Source organism: Cytobacillus luteolus (assembly GCF_017873715.1).
Taxonomy (GTDB): domain Bacteria; phylum Bacillota; class Bacilli; order Bacillales; family Bacillaceae_L; genus Bacillus_BV; species Bacillus_BV luteola.
In genome coordinates, this window is sequence record NZ_JAGGKM010000015.1 from 1 (window position 1) to 17,114 (window position 17,114).

Sequence of the window (17,114 nt, forward strand, 5' to 3'; positions counted from 1 at the left end):
CTTCCTAAGAACCGCTCGACTTGCATGTATTAGGCACGCCGCCAGCGTTCGTCCTGAGCCAGGATCAAACTCTCCAATAGAGTTGATTAGCTCATAGCTAAAAATAATTTTAAAACAAACATTGACGCTTGTGTTATGTTCAGTTTTCAAAGATCAATTCGTCGCGTTTAGGCGACTTAACTAATATATCATGTAACAGTTCTTACTGTCAACATGTTTTTTGTGTCGTTTACTTTGCTTCAGCAGCGACGTTTAATAATATATCACATTGAAATCATTAGAGTCAACACTTTTTAAATAAATTTCTATAAAAAAAGCAAATGGACTGATTCCATTTGCTTTAACCTAATATGAAAGTATCAATAATGACTAATGCAGCAATACCAGGTACTCCTAAAAATCCAGAAATAGTTGAGGTTACAAGGTTAATCGGAATATTTAATCCTAAGGTCGTTCCGAAGGCATTTAAAAAGAATAATAGTAAAGCTCCGATCATTATTTTAACTAACCCTTGTCCAATAAAACGTACTGGCCTCATTGGAGCTCCCATAAATAAGACTAATAATATCAAACCACCTAGAATAGATATTACAACAATTGGTTCCATCTTTTAAGCATCACTCCTTATACAACTTACTACTTGTACTATTGTATGTACTAGTAGTTAAGATAAGAACTAATGCTTAAAAGAATAAAACAGAAGGTAGAGATGTTGGAACATCCCTATCTTCTGCTTATTTCTTACCAATAAAGATTTGACGTGTTTTTGCTTCACGTAATAAAAAGAAGTATTTCGATTCTGCTAACTTAAGTTCAAACAGGACCTCATCTGAAGGTTCAACACTTTTTTCAATAATACTCTTTTGGACCATCCAATGCTCCTTTAATGATTCAAGTTGCACTAATAGTCTTTCATCGTGTTCATTACGAAGCCAACCTTTTCTTCGAAAAAACATCTTTTCACCCCAAACTAGTTGTTACAGTTCTCTACGACCTTCCATTGCTTTAGATAATGTAACCTCATCTGCATATTCCAAGTCTCCTCCAACAGGTAGACCATGTGCGATCCTAGTCAATTTTATCCCAGTTGGTTTTAAAAGACGGGAAATGTACATGGCAGTAGCTTCCCCTTCTATATTGGGATTAGTAGCTAATATTATTTCCTGGACCGTGTCATCTTGGAGCCTTTTTAATAGATCGGGTATTTTGATATCTTCTGGACCAATTCCATCCATAGGTGAAATCGCACCATGAAGGACATGATATAACCCGTTGTATTCTTTCATTTTCTCCATAGCAATTACATCCTTAGGATCTTGAACAACACAAATAATTGTTTTATTACGGCGCTCATCATCACATATATAACAAGGGTCCTGATCAGTTATATGACCACACTGAGTACAGTATGTTAAATTTCTTTTCGCATTAACCAAGGCTTTTGCGAAATCTAGAACAACATCTTCTTTCATACTTAATACAAAAAAAGCCAGGCGAACGGCTGTTTTAGGGCCTATTCCTGGCAATTTCATAAAGCTATCAATTAGCTTTGATATCGGTTCAGGATAATGCATATCTTTCTCTATTCCTCCTAAATTCGACCGAAGGAGCTATATATTCAATTAAAACCCAGGTAAATTCATACCTTTTGTAAATTGCCCCATAGTGTCATTTGTTAGATCTTCCATTTTCTTTAATGCATCGTTTGTTGCAGCTAAAACTAAATCTTGTAGCATATCGATATCATCTGGATCTACTACCTCTGGCTTAATATTTACATCTATAACTTCTTTTTGTCCGTTAACAACAACAGTTACCATGCCGCCACCAGCTGTACCTTCAATTGTTTTTACTGCTAGCTCTTCTTGAGCTTTTGCCATATCCTTTTGCATTTTTTGCATTTGTTTCATCATTTTTTGCATATTACCCATTCCGCCACCACGCATCATGTGTATGTGCCTCCTTTAATATGTGTTGTTTATTCTTGTATTTCAATGAGCTCCGTACCTACAATTTTCTTAGCTTCTGCGATTAGTGGATCTTCTTCTTCTTCCATATCGCTAGTCTCTTCACTACGTTGCCCACGTAAAAACTCTTCTCTTATTTTACCCCATTCATCATCAGGGACTGCAACCATTTCAAATCGCTTATTCGTTAACTCAAGTAGGATGTTTTCTAAGTTATCGCGAACATTATTATTGTTTTCAGCGACCATTTTACAATGAATTTCATACTTAAATTTTAAAACGAAAGCTGTATTTGATGCTGCAACTGGTTCACTATCTATCAGTAATGCTGCATGTGAAACTTTATTTTGTTGTCTTAATTGTTCAAGCATTGCTCCCCATCTGGACTTTAGTAATTCTAGGTCGGGACGAGTAGCTTGTTTAAGTATCTCGATCAGCCTACCAGTAGGTGTTTTATACCCGCTTCTTGCTGCTGATTTCTGCGGCTTTCGTTCAGGTTGAGCAACTCCGTCATTTGAAACTGCAATTCCTTTTTCCTTGAGTTGTTGAAGTTCATTTTCTAGTTGATTTATTCTATTCATTAGTGTATCAATTTGTGGTACTGTTTGCACCACTTGCGGCCCATCTTGTTGACATAACTTTACGATAGCAACCTCTAAGAATATTCGAGGGTGATTTGTCCACTTCATTTCCTGCTGACATTTATTTAGTATATCTATTATTTCATAGATTGAACCTTTATGTATTCTTTCAGCAAGAGCAGTAAAATGGTCATCAACCATAACACGTTCAAGTGTCTCTTCTAAATTTGGTGCTGTTTGATAAAGTAGCATGTCTCGATAATAGAAAATTAAATCTTCTATAAATCTCATCGGATCTTTACCATGGTTCATCAGTTCATCTAACGTTTTTAATGCAACTTGAACATTTTTTTGATCAATAGCTTCTACTAAATTCGTTAGGAATGTTTGTGATACTGAGCCTGTAATAGATAAAACATCTTCGAATTGAACTACATCGTCACTATAAGAAATGGCTTGATCCAAAAGGCTAAGAGCATCTCGCATTCCACCTTCGGCCGCCCGTGCAATAACATGCAATGCTTGCTCTTCTACTTCAATTTCTTGGTTATCAATTATAACCTTCATTCTTTGTACAATAGCCTGAGCATTAATACGTCTAAAATCAAAGCGCTGACACCTTGAAATGATTGTCAGAGGAATCTTATGTGGCTCAGTCGTTGCCAAAATAAAGATAACATGTTTTGGTGGTTCTTCTAGTGTCTTTAGTAAAGCATTAAAAGCACCAATCGATAGCATATGTACTTCATCAACAATATAGACCTTGTACTTAACTGCACTTGGTGCATACTTTACTTTATCCCGAATATCCCGGATTTCGTCAACACCATTATTAGATGCAGCATCTATCTCAATCACGTCTGAAATAGATCCATCTGAAATACCTCTACATGAGTCACACTCATTACATGGTTCAGATATTGGTGCTCTTTCACAGTTTACTGCTTTTGAAAAGATTTTCGCAGCACTTGTCTTCCCTGTACCTCTGGGGCCAGAAAATAGATAGGCGTGTGAAAATTTTTCCTGTAGAAGGGCATTTTGCAGTGTTTTCGTAATATGTTCTTGTCCTACAACATCTTGAAATGTTTTTGGTCTATAGACACGATATAATGCTTGATATGCCACGTACGAATGCCCTCCTCTTTTATTTCATTTCTTTATTATACAGTATTATAAAGAATAATTTCAAAACGAAAGATGTTTTTCCTTCAAATACAAAGAAAACCCATCCAGAAGGATGAGTTTTCTTAAGTCGTCATATGGTATCAATTTTACCGTGCACCTTCTGTCGAATAGCCACCATAAGCGTTACCCAAGCAGTTAGCTCGGTCCAGGCAACCCTACGGCACATGAGATGATCCACTTACTGCTGCTTCCTTCCGGACCTGACAGGGTTCGTGGGTTCTCATTGCGTAAGACCCGAACGTCAACACCACTTACTTGGGGCAGACCCTACAGTGGACTACCCTCGAGAAAGGGATTCGGCCTCGCTAGAGCGGATTGCGAGTACAGGGCACCGCTACCTCCCCGCTTAGCACGGCAAAATTGATACCACATCGTGTTTATTTACCCGACGTAAGTACAAGTATATCTGCTTTCATATAAAATTGCAATGAATATAGACTGTAAAATTCTTGAAATTAGTCCTGATAGCGTAACCTATGGTTCCAAATTAAGCTGCTTTTTTTCTTTTTTCTGTAACCTCAAACGTTTAAAAAAATCGCTTAGCAATAAACCACATTCCTCTTCAAGGACACCTTGCACAACTTCCGACTGGTGATTGAAGCGCTCTTCCTGCAGTAAATCCATCAATGTACCAGCACATCCACCTTTAGGATCTTTTGCTCCATAGACTACTCTTTTTACGCGAGATAATACAATAGCACCGGCACACATAGCACAAGGTTCAAGTGTAACATATAATGTTGCTTCTTCAAGTCTCCATGAACCAACCACCTTGCAAGCCTGATCTATTGCAAGTAATTCTGCGTGTGCAATCGATCGTTGTTCAGTTTCCCGTAAATTATGCGCTGAAGCAATCACTTCATTATCCTTAACAATTATTGCACCAATCGGCACCTCGTTAATCATTTCAGCTTTTTTTGCCTCTATGATAGCCAACCTCATAAAATAATCATCATTGTACATCCTAATAACTCCTTGCTTTGTTTTTCTTTCATTCTTTTTTTTATAAAAAGTAAATACTAATAACAACTCATTTAAACAATTCAGAGCAAAGGAGTGATAGTTATGTTTAAGTACCCCTTTTATGAAGATCAACGTGTTGCTTTACTTATTATTGACATGATTAATGATTTTAAGTTTGAGTATGGGAAAGCCTTAGCAGAGAAAGCATTACCTATGAGCGACTCTATTTTAAAGCTAAAGCAACAATTTAAGCAACAAAATCTACCTGTTATATACATAAATGACCACTATAATCTCTGGCAAGCTAACCTTCCACGTTTACTTGATCACTGTTTAAATAAACAAAGCGAGCCTATTCTAAAAAAGCTGGCTCCACAAGAAGATGACTACTTTCTTATCAAGCCGAAGCACTCTGCATTTTATAATACATCCTTAGAGACATTATTGCGCGAGCTTGACATTGATACATTAGTTCTTACTGGTATTGCCGGGAACATTTGCGTACTTTTTACTGCTAATGATGCCTATATGAGAGGCTACAAGCTTATTATCCCAAGTGATTGTATTACTTCAAATGATTCACGTGATAATGAATATGCTTTGTTAATGATGAAAAATGTATTAAAGGCACACCTTTTCTCGACAAAAGATATGACTGAATCTTTATCAGACGAATAAAACTGTTCATTTTTCCTTCCCCTTCACATAAGTTTATAGAGGTAAAAGTAACTTAATGAAGGGAATGATTCATATGCAGATTCATGTAGTTCAACCAGGACAAAACTTGAGTGGTATTGCTTCTGCTTATAATACAACTGTGGAGGATATAGTAGAAGCAAATGAGATACCAGATCCATCAACACTAGCTGTAGGTCAGGCAATTGTAATTCCGATCATCGGTAGATTTTATTGGGTACAACCTGGAGATACCCTTTGGTCAATTGGACAACGCTTTGGAATTAGCTATCAGCAACTCGCTCAAGTTAATCAAATTCCTACAAACCTTCCTTTACAGGTAGGCACTAGACTCTACATCCCTGAACTTCCAAAGCGAAATGTTGAAACCAATGCCTACGTTGAACCTCTCGGTGGAACAGTAACACCAGCATTAGAACAAGCAGCACGAGAAGCAGCCCCATACCTAACATACCTAGCACCTTTCAGCTTCCAAATCCAACGTGACGGTTCACTAAAGGAACCCCTTCTAAATAATTTTCCTGAGATTGCCGGACAAAATAATGTGACCTTAATGATGGTTGTAACGAATTTAGAGGAAGGCCAGTTCAGTGATGAATTAGGTAGAATTGTTTTAACAGACCAAGCTGTACAAGATAAATTATTAGATACCATTGTTCAAAAAGCACAGCAATATGGTTTCAGGGATATTCATTTTGATATGGAATATTTACGACCAGAGGATCGTGAAGCCTATAATACTTTTTTACGTAAGGCAAAACAACGGTTTAGTGCACAGGGTTGGTTAATGTCTACGGCACTAGCACCTAAAACAAGTGCAGATCAAAAAGGACGTTGGTATGAAGCACATGATTACCGAGCTCATGGGGAAATTGCTGACTTTGTTGTTATTATGACATATGAGTGGGGCTATAGCGGTGGTCCTGCAATGGCTGTATCACCAATTGGTCCTGTAAGAGAAGTATTAGAATACGCCTTATCTGAAATGCCTTCAAATAAAATTATGATGGGCCAAAACTTGTATGGATATGACTGGACCCTTCCATTTGTTGAAGGCGGGGAGTATGCAAAGGCCGTGAGTCCACAGCGTGCTATCGAATTAGCAAAACAATATAACGTCCCTATCCAGTATGATCAAAAAGCACAAGCACCTCATTTTAATTATGTTGATGCTGAAGGTAAGGAGCATGAGGTTTGGTTCGAGGATGCTAGATCCATTCAGGCTAAATTTGATTTAATTAAGGAATTAAATTTAAGAGGAATAAGTTATTGGAAACTAGGTCTTCCTTTCCCACAAAATTGGTTATTGATCACTGAAAATTTTAATGTTGTAAAAAGATAAGCACTAAAGGACCATTTATTGGGTCCTTTATTTTTTTTGAAATTTAATGCCCCCACAGGACTTAGGTCTGTGATAAAATAAGTTTTGTCACTTTATTTACAAATTAAGATAATTTTCGGCAGATTTTTTTGGTCAATTAAAGGGGGAAATGAGATGAGCCACACACCTTTTATTACTGTAGAAGGTCCTATCGGTGTTGGTAAAACCTCACTCGCTAAATCCATATCAGAACACTTCCAGTATGCTCTATTAAAAGAAATTGTCGATGAAAATCCGTTTCTTGGGAAGTTTTATGAAAATATAGATGAGTGGAGCTTTCAGACAGAAATGTTCTTTTTATGTAATCGATATAAACAGCTTGAGGACATTAATCATTTATTTTTACAAAAGCAACAAGCTGTAGTAAGTGATTACCATATCATTAAAAATATAATCTTTGCAGAGAGAACTTTAAAAGCTCCTCAATTTAGTAAATACCTTCAAATCTATCAAATCCTAACTCAGGATATGCCTGTACCAAACATAATCGTTTATTTAAATGCCAGCCTCGATACATTACTTAAGCGGATTCAGATGCGCGGACGTGATATTGAAAAAAACATTGATCCTGCTTATTTACTGCAACTTTCAGCTGACTATGAACAAACTATGAGGGAGTTCGAGCGTACCTATCCACATATTCCTGTTATTCGAATTAATGGGGATGAATTAGATTTCGTACAAAACAAGCTAGATTTAGACTATATCTTAACTAAAATAGACAAAACAATTGCAAAAGGAGTCGAACAAAATGAATTTGCGAAGTAAATACAATATACCAGCAAACTCGGTTATTACAATTGCGGGTACTGTTGGAGTTGGAAAATCTACCATTACAAAGGCCTTGGCAAATTCCTTAGGATTCCGCACTTCTTTTGAAAAGGTAGATACAAATCCTTACCTAGATCCATTCTACGCTGACTTTAAAAGATGGAGCTTCCACCTTCAAATTTATTTTCTAGCTGAACGCTTTAAGGAGCAGAAAAAGATTTTTGAATATGGTGGTGGGTTTATTCAAGACCGCTCTATTTATGAAGATACAGGCATTTTTGCTAGAATGCATTATGAAAAAGGAACAATGACACCAATTGATTATGAAACATATACTAACCTTTTTGAAGCAATGGTGATGACTCCTTATTTCCCGCATCCAGATTTACTTGTCTACTTAGAAGGTAGTCTTGATGATATATTATCTCGTATAAAAGAGCGTGGACGACCAATGGAGCAGCAAACTCCTGTAGAATATTGGGAAGAAATGCATGAAAGATATGAAAAATGGATTAATAGCTTTACTGCCTGTCCTGTTCTTCGAATTAATATAAATGAATATGATTTAATTGAACAAGAAGCATCAATTGAGCCGATTATTGAAAAAATCTCAAATGCCTTAAATCAACATTCTTTATTAGTAAAAAGATAAAAGCCATCCAATCGGATGGCTTTTTTATTAATATAAATATTTTTAATATTAAGTCATAAATACGCAAAAAAATTCGTTACATATGCGTAACGAATTTCTAATCTCCAAAATATGCGCTTTTAGAAAATTATCGAATTTTAAAATGGCGGAGGAAGAGGGATTCGAACCCCCGCGGGCTTTAACACCCCTGTCGGTTTTCAAGACCGATCCCTTCAGCCGGACTTGGGTATTCCTCCGTTTCGACAAGAATTAATATATCATATCCTATAAAAGCATGTCAACAATTTTAAAGAAGTTTTTTTGCTGAATTGAAGGAGGAGAATTACTCCTCCTTATCAATCCTACTTACGGCCAATAACTTCACGATTTCCCATATATGGACGAAGTACTTCTGGAATAATGACACTACCATCTGCCTGTTGATAATTTTCTAATATAGCAGACACTGTACGTCCAATCGCAAGACCAGATCCATTTAACGTATGAACATGCTCTGGTTTAGCCTTCGGATCACGACGGAAACGAATATTTGCACGACGTGCTTGGAATGCTTCAAAGTTACTACAAGAAGAAATTTCTCGATACGTTCCATAGCTTGGGATCCAAACTTCTATGTCGTATTTCTTCGCTGCTGTAAATCCTAAATCAGCTGTACACATACTTAACACTCGGTATGGAAGTCCGAGCAATTGTAGCACCTTTTCTGCATTACCAGTTAGTTTCTCTAACTCTTCGTAAGAATCCTCTGGTTTTACAAATTTAACAAGTTCTACTTTATTGAACTGGTGCTGACGAATTAACCCTCTTGTATCACGACCTGCAGATCCCGCTTCAGATCTAAAGCATGCACTATATGCGGCATAATTGTATGGAAGGTCTTCTCCAGCTAGAATTTCATCACGGTGAAAGTTTGTAACAGGTACTTCTGCTGTTGGAATTAAGAAGTAGTCTTCACTCTCAATTAAAAAAGCATCTTCTTCAAACTTAGGAAGCTGACCTGTTCCAGTCATACTAGCACGATTCACCATGTATGGAGGCAGGATTTCTTCGTAGCCATGTTCCTCAACGTGAAGATCTAACATAAAGTTCATCAATGCACGTTCAAGTCTAGCACCTAGACCTTTATAAAAAACAAAGCGACTTCCAGTAACCTTGCCTGCTCGTTCAAAATCTAGGATTCCAAGTTCATCTGCGATTTCCCAATGCGGTTTTGGTTCAAATGAAAACTCAGGTAACTCTCCCCACTTACGAGCCTCAACATTATCATCTTCCGTTTCTCCAACTGGAACACTCTCATGAGGAATGTTAGGAATTGATAATAGTAACAGTTCAAGCTCCTCTTCTAATGGACGAAGCTCATCATCAAGTACCTTAATTTGATCGCCAACTTCTCGCATCTCAGTGATTAGGTGATCTGCATCTTGCTTTTCACGTTTTAATACAGCAACTTGAGCAGATACTTCATTACGTTTACTTTTTAACTCTTCTGTTTTTAAAATTAATTCTCTGCGTTTCGCATCTAACTCTTCAAACTTTCCTAAGTCTGTTAAGTCTTCTCCTCGGTGCTGAAGCTTTTGTTTTACCTCTTCAAAATTGGCTCTTAACAATTTAATATCAAGCATTCTCTTTTCCTCCTACTAAATCTATGACAAAACAAAAAACTCCCGTCCCTAAAAAAGGGACGAGAGTTAACCCGCGTTGCCACCCTAGTTGAAGATATAAAATATCTCCCTCTTGATAAAGAAATAACGGCTCTTAACCGAAAATACTTACTAACAAAAGCTTTCAGTATTTTACTCAAGGATGGATTCACAAGCACCTTACATCGGTTCACACCAACCACCGACTCTCTAGAGAAAGTATGCATGTTACTAGTTCCTGTCATAGATTTAATCCAATTTATTTATAGTAATACATAATTTACTATAAGTTTTTGCAAGATGCAATAGGTTTATACAAGATTTTTTTCCTTAGCTTCTTCAACCATCTTCACAAAGTATTGTGTTAACCGATGATCATCCGTTAATTCAGGATGGAATGAACAGCCTAGGTATTGCCCTTCTCTTGCAGCAACAATTCGGTCATTATGCTTAGATAAAACCTCAACATTTTCTCCTGCCTGTACAATATGTGGTGCACGAATAAATACACCTACAAAATCGTCAGCAACATTTGGTATCATAAGTTCAGCTTCGAAGCTTTCACGTTGACGACCAAATGAATTTCGCTCAACGGTTATGTCCATTAGACCAAGATGTGGTTGGTCATAACCTACGATATTTTTTGCCAGCAAAATGAGTCCTGCACATGTGCCGAACATTGGTTTTCCTGATGCAGCAAACTCACGAAGTGGATCCATAAAATCGTATTTATCAATCAAACGGCGCATTGTTGTACTTTCGCCACCTGGAATAATTAAACCATCTAGTTCATCCAATTGCTCTATTTTTTTTACAACAACGGCTTCTGCATTAGATGCTTCAATTGATCTTACATGCTCTCGTACTGCACCTTGAAGACCTAAAACGCCAATCTTAACCATACTAATGCTCCTTTATTTTTACCAGCCGCGCTCTTGCATACGTTGATCTGGTAATAGTGATGAAATTTCGATACCTTTCATTGCTGAACCTAAACCTTTTGAAAGTTTAGCGATTAACTCATAATCTTGATAGTGCGTAGTTGCTTCTACAATCGCACGAGCAAATTTTGCAGGATTGTCTGATTTAAAAATACCTGAACCAACAAATACACCGTCAGCTCCAAGTTGCATCATAAGTGCTGCGTCTGCTGGAGTTGCAACTCCACCCGCTGCAAAGTTAACTACAGGAAGACGACCTTCACGCTTAATTTGAAGTAATAATTCAAATGGAGCACCTAGGTTTTTTGCCTCAGTCATTAATTCATCTTCACTCATACCAGCAACCTTTTTAATCTGAGCATTAACTTTACGCATATGGCGAACAGCCTCTACAATGTTCCCTGTACCTGGCTCACCTTTCGTACGTAGCATTGAAGCTCCTTCAGCAATACGACGAGTTGCTTCTCCTAAATCACGGCAACCACAAACGAATGGTACTGTGTAATCACGTTTGAATAAATGATACTCCTCATCGGCAGGTGTTAACACTTCACTTTCGTCAATGTAGTCTACACCCATTGCCTCTAATATACGAGCCTCAACGATATGTCCGATACGAGCTTTTGCCATAACAGGAATCGTTACCGCTTTCATTACTTCTTCAACAATTGTTGGGTCTGCCATACGAGATACTCCACCCGCTGCTCGAATATCAGCCGGAACACGCTCTAGTGCCATAACAGCAACAGCACCAGCTTCTTCAGCAATTCTCGCTTGCTCAGCATTGACAACGTCCATAATTACGCCGCCCTTTTGCATTTCTGCCATACCACGTTTTACACGATCTGTACCTGTATTGTTCATCTAGATATATCCTCCTCTATGTACTAATGATTTGCCACTTAATGTATGGAATCTCTTACATTAATAATGACATGGTAAAGTTAAGTATAGATATGATTAGCTTTCTTTCAAAAGAGCTCTATCATTCACTCTACTTGAAAAAGCACCTGACCATTATTTTACATCACTTTTATAAAAAATCCTATTAAAATCCTTTTGTATCTAAAGAAAAATAAATAAGAAAAAAAGCTCCTGCTTAATAGCAAGAGCCTTTGTTTTAAAATATACCTTTTACTGCATTAGCAACACTAGACCATACATCTGAAAAGAATCCACCAATGCCCCTCATCATTAATGAGAACCAATTTGCCTTCTCGACATCACCAGTTGTAATAAGGTCTGCCTTTAGTGAATGTTCTCCTTCAGGAGTAATAAATCCATAATTACTTGTTCCGCTATACGTAACAACTAATTGACCGACCTTCATACCTTTTTCTACTGGTGCAACTAGACCTGCATCTTCAGATAAAACTTCTTGGTCAAAAACATACTCTGCCTTGTATAATTCCTTTTCTGATTCTCCACGTTTTAATACAACATTAATAGGTGCATTTGATTCAACTTTAACTTCTTTTTCCTTACCCTTTGTTACAGGTAATACAGACTGGTCTTCAATTTGATACCCTTCAGGGAAAATTTGTTCAATTGAATAGTTACTGAAAGCATAATCTAGCATCTTTCTTGTTTCATCAAAACGTGCTTTTTGACTTGCTGTATTCATTACAACTGTAATATAACGTACGCCGTCTCGTTCTGCTGTTCCTGTAAAGCAATATCCAGCAAAACTAGTTGATCCTGTTTTAATTCCGTCTACATCTTGGTGCTGAAAAACTAACCCTGGTAACATCCAGTTCCAGTTTGGCATCTCAATTGCATCATCTGTGCCTTCTCTAAAAGTTTTTCTTGGTATACTAGCTGTTTCAATTAATTGCGGGAAATCTTTTAATAAATGATAAGCTAATTTAGCAGTTGCTCTTGCTGACATAACATTTTCGTCAGTTTCACCTGTTCCTTCAGGATGTAATCCAAGAAGGTCTGAATTATTTAACCCGGTAGAATTATAAAATTTATAGTCTTCTAACCCTAATTCTGCTGCTTTATCATTCATCATTTTTACAAAGTTTGTTTCTGACCCTGCAATAATTTCAGCAATTGCAATGGTTGAACCATTCGCAGAATAAATCGCCATTGATTCATACAATTCTTGAACACTATATGTGCCATCTTGTCTTAATGGAACATTCGATAAACTTCTATTTTGAGAGATTCGATAAACATAATCACTTACATTGTATTGTTGATCAGGTGTTACTGTCCCATCTTCCAATGCTTCTAATAATAGGTATTCTGTCATCATTTTTGACATACTAGCAATACCTAAAACTTTATCTGCATTCTTTTCATATAAAATCTTACCTGTTGATGCTTCTATTAAAATAGCTCCTTCTGCTTCTATACCTAAAGAGTCAGTTTCAGCTGATACGATATTTGTAGGATTCATATAAATAGATAGTAAGAAGATCGTAAGAATACTAACAATCAGCTTACTTTGATTTTTAATTCTCATTGTTTACCTCCAATTGCTATTAATTTTAATATAATAACCTCAGTCATTTTATCATAATTACCTAAAAAAAAATAGACAGAGTATAACACTCTGTCTTTCAATAAGAAAAATAAACCATTTAGACTAGGATAAAGAGTAGTTTGGTGCTTCCTTTGTAATTTGTACATCATGTGGATGACTTTCCCTTAAACCCGCACCAGTCATGCGTATAAATTGAGCTTCTTCGCGAAGTTCCTGTAGATCTTTTGTTCCACAATATCCCATACCTGAACGTAACCCACCAACTAATTGATAGATTGTATCAGAAAGTGGTCCTTTATAAGGCAGACGTCCTTCAATACCTTCTGGAACAAACTTTTTATTCTCTTCTTGGAAGTAGCGATCCTTACTTCCTTTTTCCATTGCACCCACAGATCCCATTCCACGATATACTTTGAAACGACGACCTTGGAAGATTTCTGTTTCTCCAGGACTCTCTGATACTCCCGCTAACATACTTCCTAGCATAACAGCATGCCCTCCAGCAGCTAATGCCTTGACGATATCTCCAGAATATTTGATTCCGCCATCAGCAATAATAGATACTCCATGCTTTCTTGCTTCTGTTGCACAGTCATAGACTGCTGTTATTTGAGGAACTCCCACACCTGCAACTACACGAGTGGTACAAATAGAACCTGGCCCAATACCGACCTTAACAACATTAGCACCTGCTTCTATTAAATCTCTTGTTGCTTCAGCAGTTGCAACATTACCTGCAATAATATTTAGACTAGGATAAGCTTCTCTTATTTCACGAACTGTTTTTAATACACCTGCAGAATGTCCATGTGCAGTATCCACAACAATAACATCAGCATGTGCCTTTACTAGTTTTTCAACACGAAGGAGGGTATCAGCAGTTACTCCTACGGCAGCACCTACTAATAATCGACCATGTTGATCTTTAGCTGAATGTGGGAATTCAATTACTTTCTCAATATCCTTAATGGTAATTAAACCTTTTAATACACCGTTCTCATCGATTAAAGGGAGCTTTTCAATTTTATATCTTTGTAGTATTTTTTCTGCTTGGTCTAGTGTGGTTCCAACTGGTGCCGTTACAAGATTTTCTTTAGTCATTACGTCTGAAATTAGGATTGAATAATCTTGAATAAACCTTAAATCACGGTTTGTTAAAATTCCAACAAGCTTTTGCTCATCTGCGTTATTTACAATAGGTACACCAGAGATTCGGTATTTGCCCATTAAATGCTCTGCATCAAACACTTGATGTTCAGGAGTTAAGAAAAAAGGATCTGTGATAACACCACTTTCAGAACGTTTTACCTTATCTACCTGTTCAGCCTGTTGTTCAATAGACATATTTTTATGAATGATACCTAGACCACCTTGACGAGCAATCGAAATAGCCATTTCAGCTTCCGTAACAGTATCCATTCCCGCACTAATAATTGGGATATTTAGCTTTAAACTCTCTGTTAAAGCAACACTAGTGTTCACATCACGTGGCAATACTTCCGATTTTGCTGGCACTAATAATACATCATCAAACGTAAGACCTTCTTTAGCAAACTTTGTTTCCCACACTTCAAAATCCCCCTTTAGTTCGAAAAAAATATTATTAGTAGATTATCAACTCGGCTCTTGACTGTCAAGAAAGATACGATAAGTTCGACTATTCAAAAAACATTATTTGATACTTATCTTATAATAAAAACGAATCTCATGTGTAATCCTACAGTATAGACTATTTAAAAACGGTGTAATAACCTCTAAAGAATATGGAGGTCTTATAATTGAAGGATCAAAATCAAATTTGGAACTCTTTCTCTGCCTTCCATTCAGCAACTACCATTCAAAACTTATTGTTGCGCTGTTATAAAAAACAAAACTTTGAGGATGCAGATAAAAAAAGCTATGATAACTGTTATCCATTTATCTATTACCTAGAACATGGTCAAAATTACTATCAACTAGCAACCAGTGCTCCACTAGCCATTAAGCCAGTGCTATTATTTTATGGAATGGTTCAATTACTTAAAGCCTGCTTATTAACAGTAGACCCACAATATCCTGAATCTACATCAGTTTTAGCTCACGGCGTATCAACGAGAAAAAGAAAGAAACAAAGCTATGAGTTTTCCCAGGATGAAGTGAAAATACAAAAGAATGGACTGTTTACTCATTTTTCTGAAAAAATGTTTCATGTGAAACAGTTAGATGGAGAAAAGTACTCAATGAACCAATTATTAAAGAGGATTCCAGAACTGTCCAATCTCTTTAAACTCCACTACCAGGTAGAATACTTTTGTAAAATAGAGAAGTTACAAGAAGATGTACTAGGATTTCCTAACAGTCTACTTGATAATTACCACATGACTTCTCGCAGGTTTCATGATTTTATCAATGAGTCATTACCTTTTCAACTTGAGGCATTTGAGGAAGATATAAATGCGAAGCATTCCTTACCTTTTAAAATCGTAGAAAATAAGCAAATCAATCCTAATAATTCTTCTCCTTTATACTATCATCTTTATGAGGATTCTTATTACGTATCAACAAACCGTGATGACTTAGTTAACTTTCCGGAAATTATGGTACACTATTTACTTCTCTACAATCTAAGTATGATATCTAGATATGAGACTGAATGGTGGAGCGAACTGCTCCATTCCTACTCTAGTAATGATTATCCATTTATTAATCAATTTTTAACAGTTTCTGCTGAAAAGGTACCCTATCTACTTTACCTCTTTTTAAACGAGCAGATAAAAAATAATTAAAAAAAGGAACCGAATTCATCCCGGTTCCTTACTTACTTTTTTGAATAGATGTTTCGCTCTAATTCATAGAGTCCTAAAAAATCTTGATTTATGTCCAGCCACATTACCGTTCCATCTTTATTGAACACATGCATGGAACCCATCTGTTCATCTTCTAATTCATACCAACCCCAGTTTTCGATTTCAGCTAAGTAATCCTCAGGTGGATACAATCCTTGTTCTCCACCAATATTTTTAATAGTATACTTTACCCCATCCTTTATAATTGGATTACCATATTCCAACTCTGATTGTACAGCATTCTCTGGTACAGGAAATAATGGGTTAATGCTTGCTTCCTTGTAGCCTTTCTTCTCATCATATGTAGGTGTGCAGCCTGTAGTAAAAAATACTACCAGTATCGTTATCATGATATAGAAACTGTCTTCAAAATCCATCACACCTTTTCTTTTAGTTAAGATCCGTTCTATATGATTTACCTCTATATTAGACGAAGATACTAGGGGGGAAGTTTCAGATTTTTTAAAAAATATTTTCAATGTACTGCCACATTGTTGGACTAGCTTAGATTGATTATTAATATTTTGCATGAAACTCTGGATTCCGACTTGTTTTGTAACAGGCTCGATCAACCTGTCTGAATAACCTTTGGATTCGGACTCGTTTGCCTATGTGCTTGCTCGACCTGTCGGAATAATCTCTGGATTCGGACTCGTTTGCTAAATTATCGATCAGCCTGTCTGAATAAGTGTAGAGATTACAACAACACCTATTAATTGCAACCGCACTACCTATCGGTCATCAAACATTACTTATCGGTTAACTTAACAAAAAACCTCTCAGTTAGTCCTTTTCAAAAAAAACACAAAAAAAGAACCAGCACAGGGCTGGTTCTCTCGCTTTGCTTGGCAACGTCCTACTCTCACAGGGGGAAACCCCCAACTACCATCGGCGCTGAAGAGCTTAACTTCCGTGTTCAGCGGTCAGCTTCCGATAAGCTTCAGAATCCTTCGTCAGTTTCCCTCGCTCCGATCCTCATGTACGCTGTACACTCCGGTTCTCGCTCACTCACTTCCTCGAC

At 36.9% G+C, this 17,114-nt stretch carries 17 protein-coding genes, 1 tRNA gene, 1 rRNA gene, 1 other RNA gene and 1 other annotated feature; of the genes, 5 read left to right on the top strand and 15 right to left on the bottom strand.

The genetic code is table 11. From position 1 onward, the window contains the following. From J2Z26_RS21695 to tadA, 8 genes are all read right to left on the bottom strand, one after another. Window positions 1-80, bottom strand: a 16S ribosomal RNA gene (locus J2Z26_RS21695); the annotation flags it as partial. A 260-nt stretch (window positions 81-340) separates the two neighbouring features. Continuing rightward, window positions 341-607 carry a pro-sigmaK processing inhibitor BofA family protein gene (locus tag J2Z26_RS21700; RefSeq protein ID WP_193535271.1) on the bottom strand — a complete coding sequence of 89 codons (267 nt, stop codon included), beginning with the start codon at window positions 605-607 and terminating at the stop codon, window positions 341-343. A 127-nt stretch (window positions 608-734) separates the two neighbouring features. Continuing rightward, on the bottom strand, window positions 735-956 hold the full coding sequence (locus J2Z26_RS21705) for a YaaL family protein (protein WP_193535270.1): 222 nt from the start codon (window positions 954-956) through the stop codon (window positions 735-737). Between the two features lie 21 nt (window positions 957-977). Next, entirely contained in the window at window positions 978-1,574 is a 597-nt protein-coding gene (gene recR, locus J2Z26_RS21710) for a recombination mediator RecR (protein WP_193535269.1), read from the bottom strand. Window positions 1,575-1,622: 48 nt separating this feature from the next. Then, the gene (locus tag J2Z26_RS21715) at window positions 1,623-1,946 is read right to left on the bottom strand and encodes a YbaB/EbfC family nucleoid-associated protein (RefSeq protein ID WP_193535273.1); all 324 of its coding nucleotides are present in this window, start codon (window positions 1,944-1,946) and stop codon (window positions 1,623-1,625) included. A gap of 32 nt (window positions 1,947-1,978) precedes the next feature. Beyond that, a complete protein-coding gene (gene dnaX, locus J2Z26_RS21720) occupies window positions 1,979-3,673 on the bottom strand; it encodes a DNA polymerase III subunit gamma/tau (protein ID WP_193535268.1) in 1,695 nt (564 codons plus the stop codon). Between the two features lie 149 nt (window positions 3,674-3,822). After that, window positions 3,823-4,088, bottom strand: an RNA gene (gene ffs / locus J2Z26_RS21725) — signal recognition particle sRNA large type. Between the two features lie 119 nt (window positions 4,089-4,207). Further along, on the bottom strand, window positions 4,208-4,696 hold the full coding sequence (gene tadA, locus J2Z26_RS21730; protein WP_193535267.1) for a tRNA adenosine(34) deaminase TadA: 489 nt from the start codon (window positions 4,694-4,696) through the stop codon (window positions 4,208-4,210). Between the two features lie 102 nt (window positions 4,697-4,798). On the opposite strand from tadA, the gene J2Z26_RS21735 reads away from it, so the two are divergent. From J2Z26_RS21735 to J2Z26_RS21750, 4 genes are all read left to right on the top strand, one after another. Continuing rightward, window positions 4,799-5,374, top strand: coding sequence for a cysteine hydrolase family protein (locus J2Z26_RS21735; RefSeq protein ID WP_193535266.1), 576 nt, complete (start codon window positions 4,799-4,801; stop codon window positions 5,372-5,374). A 73-nt stretch (window positions 5,375-5,447) separates the two neighbouring features. Then, the gene (locus J2Z26_RS21740; protein WP_193535272.1) at window positions 5,448-6,734 is read left to right on the top strand and encodes a glycoside hydrolase family 18 protein; all 1,287 of its coding nucleotides are present in this window, start codon (window positions 5,448-5,450) and stop codon (window positions 6,732-6,734) included. Window positions 6,735-6,887: 153 nt separating this feature from the next. Further along, window positions 6,888-7,541 (top strand): deoxynucleoside kinase, encoded by a 654-nt coding sequence (locus J2Z26_RS21745; protein WP_193535265.1) that lies wholly within the window; start codon window positions 6,888-6,890, stop codon window positions 7,539-7,541. Further along, on the top strand, window positions 7,525-8,196 hold the full coding sequence (locus J2Z26_RS21750; RefSeq protein ID WP_193535264.1) for a deoxynucleoside kinase: 672 nt from the start codon (window positions 7,525-7,527) through the stop codon (window positions 8,194-8,196). Before J2Z26_RS21745 ends, J2Z26_RS21750 begins: the two co-directional genes overlap by 17 nt. 143 nt (window positions 8,197-8,339) lie before the next feature. Here the strand turns inward: J2Z26_RS21750 and J2Z26_RS21755 are convergent. The 6 genes from J2Z26_RS21755 to guaB form a co-directional block, all read right to left on the bottom strand. Continuing rightward, window positions 8,340-8,432: transfer RNA gene (locus J2Z26_RS21755), tRNA-Ser, on the bottom strand. Window positions 8,433-8,537: 105 nt separating this feature from the next. Next, window positions 8,538-9,818, bottom strand: a complete 1,281-nt coding sequence (serS, locus tag J2Z26_RS21760; RefSeq protein WP_193535263.1) for a serine--tRNA ligase — start codon at window positions 9,816-9,818, stop codon at window positions 8,538-8,540. 52 nt (window positions 9,819-9,870) lie between these two features. Next, window positions 9,871-10,090 (bottom strand) — a binding site (T-box leader). Window positions 10,091-10,147: 57 nt separating this feature from the next. Then, complete coding sequence (gene pdxT, locus J2Z26_RS21765; protein ID WP_193535262.1) at window positions 10,148-10,738, bottom strand: pyridoxal 5'-phosphate synthase glutaminase subunit PdxT; 591 nt, start codon at window positions 10,736-10,738, stop codon at window positions 10,148-10,150. Between the two features lie 18 nt (window positions 10,739-10,756). Beyond that, window positions 10,757-11,641 carry a pyridoxal 5'-phosphate synthase lyase subunit PdxS gene (pdxS, locus tag J2Z26_RS21770; protein ID WP_193470890.1) on the bottom strand — a complete coding sequence of 295 codons (885 nt, stop codon included), beginning with the start codon at window positions 11,639-11,641 and terminating at the stop codon, window positions 10,757-10,759. A 256-nt stretch (window positions 11,642-11,897) separates the two neighbouring features. Continuing rightward, on the bottom strand, window positions 11,898-13,247 hold the full coding sequence (locus J2Z26_RS21775) for a D-alanyl-D-alanine carboxypeptidase family protein (RefSeq protein WP_193535261.1): 1,350 nt from the start codon (window positions 13,245-13,247) through the stop codon (window positions 11,898-11,900). Window positions 13,248-13,370: 123 nt separating this feature from the next. After that, window positions 13,371-14,837 (bottom strand): IMP dehydrogenase, encoded by a 1,467-nt coding sequence (guaB, locus tag J2Z26_RS21780; protein WP_193535260.1) that lies wholly within the window; start codon window positions 14,835-14,837, stop codon window positions 13,371-13,373. Between the two features lie 209 nt (window positions 14,838-15,046). Here guaB and J2Z26_RS21785 point away from each other — a divergent pair, with 209 nt between their 5' ends. After that, window positions 15,047-16,033, top strand: a complete 987-nt coding sequence (locus tag J2Z26_RS21785; RefSeq protein ID WP_193535259.1) for a YaaC family protein — start codon at window positions 15,047-15,049, stop codon at window positions 16,031-16,033. Between the two features lie 32 nt (window positions 16,034-16,065). Here J2Z26_RS21785 and J2Z26_RS21790 read toward each other — a convergent pair whose 3' ends face one another. Further along, window positions 16,066-16,572 carry a hypothetical protein gene (locus J2Z26_RS21790; protein ID WP_209794433.1) on the bottom strand — a complete coding sequence of 169 codons (507 nt, stop codon included), beginning with the start codon at window positions 16,570-16,572 and terminating at the stop codon, window positions 16,066-16,068. Window positions 16,573-17,114 lie beyond the last annotated feature (542 nt).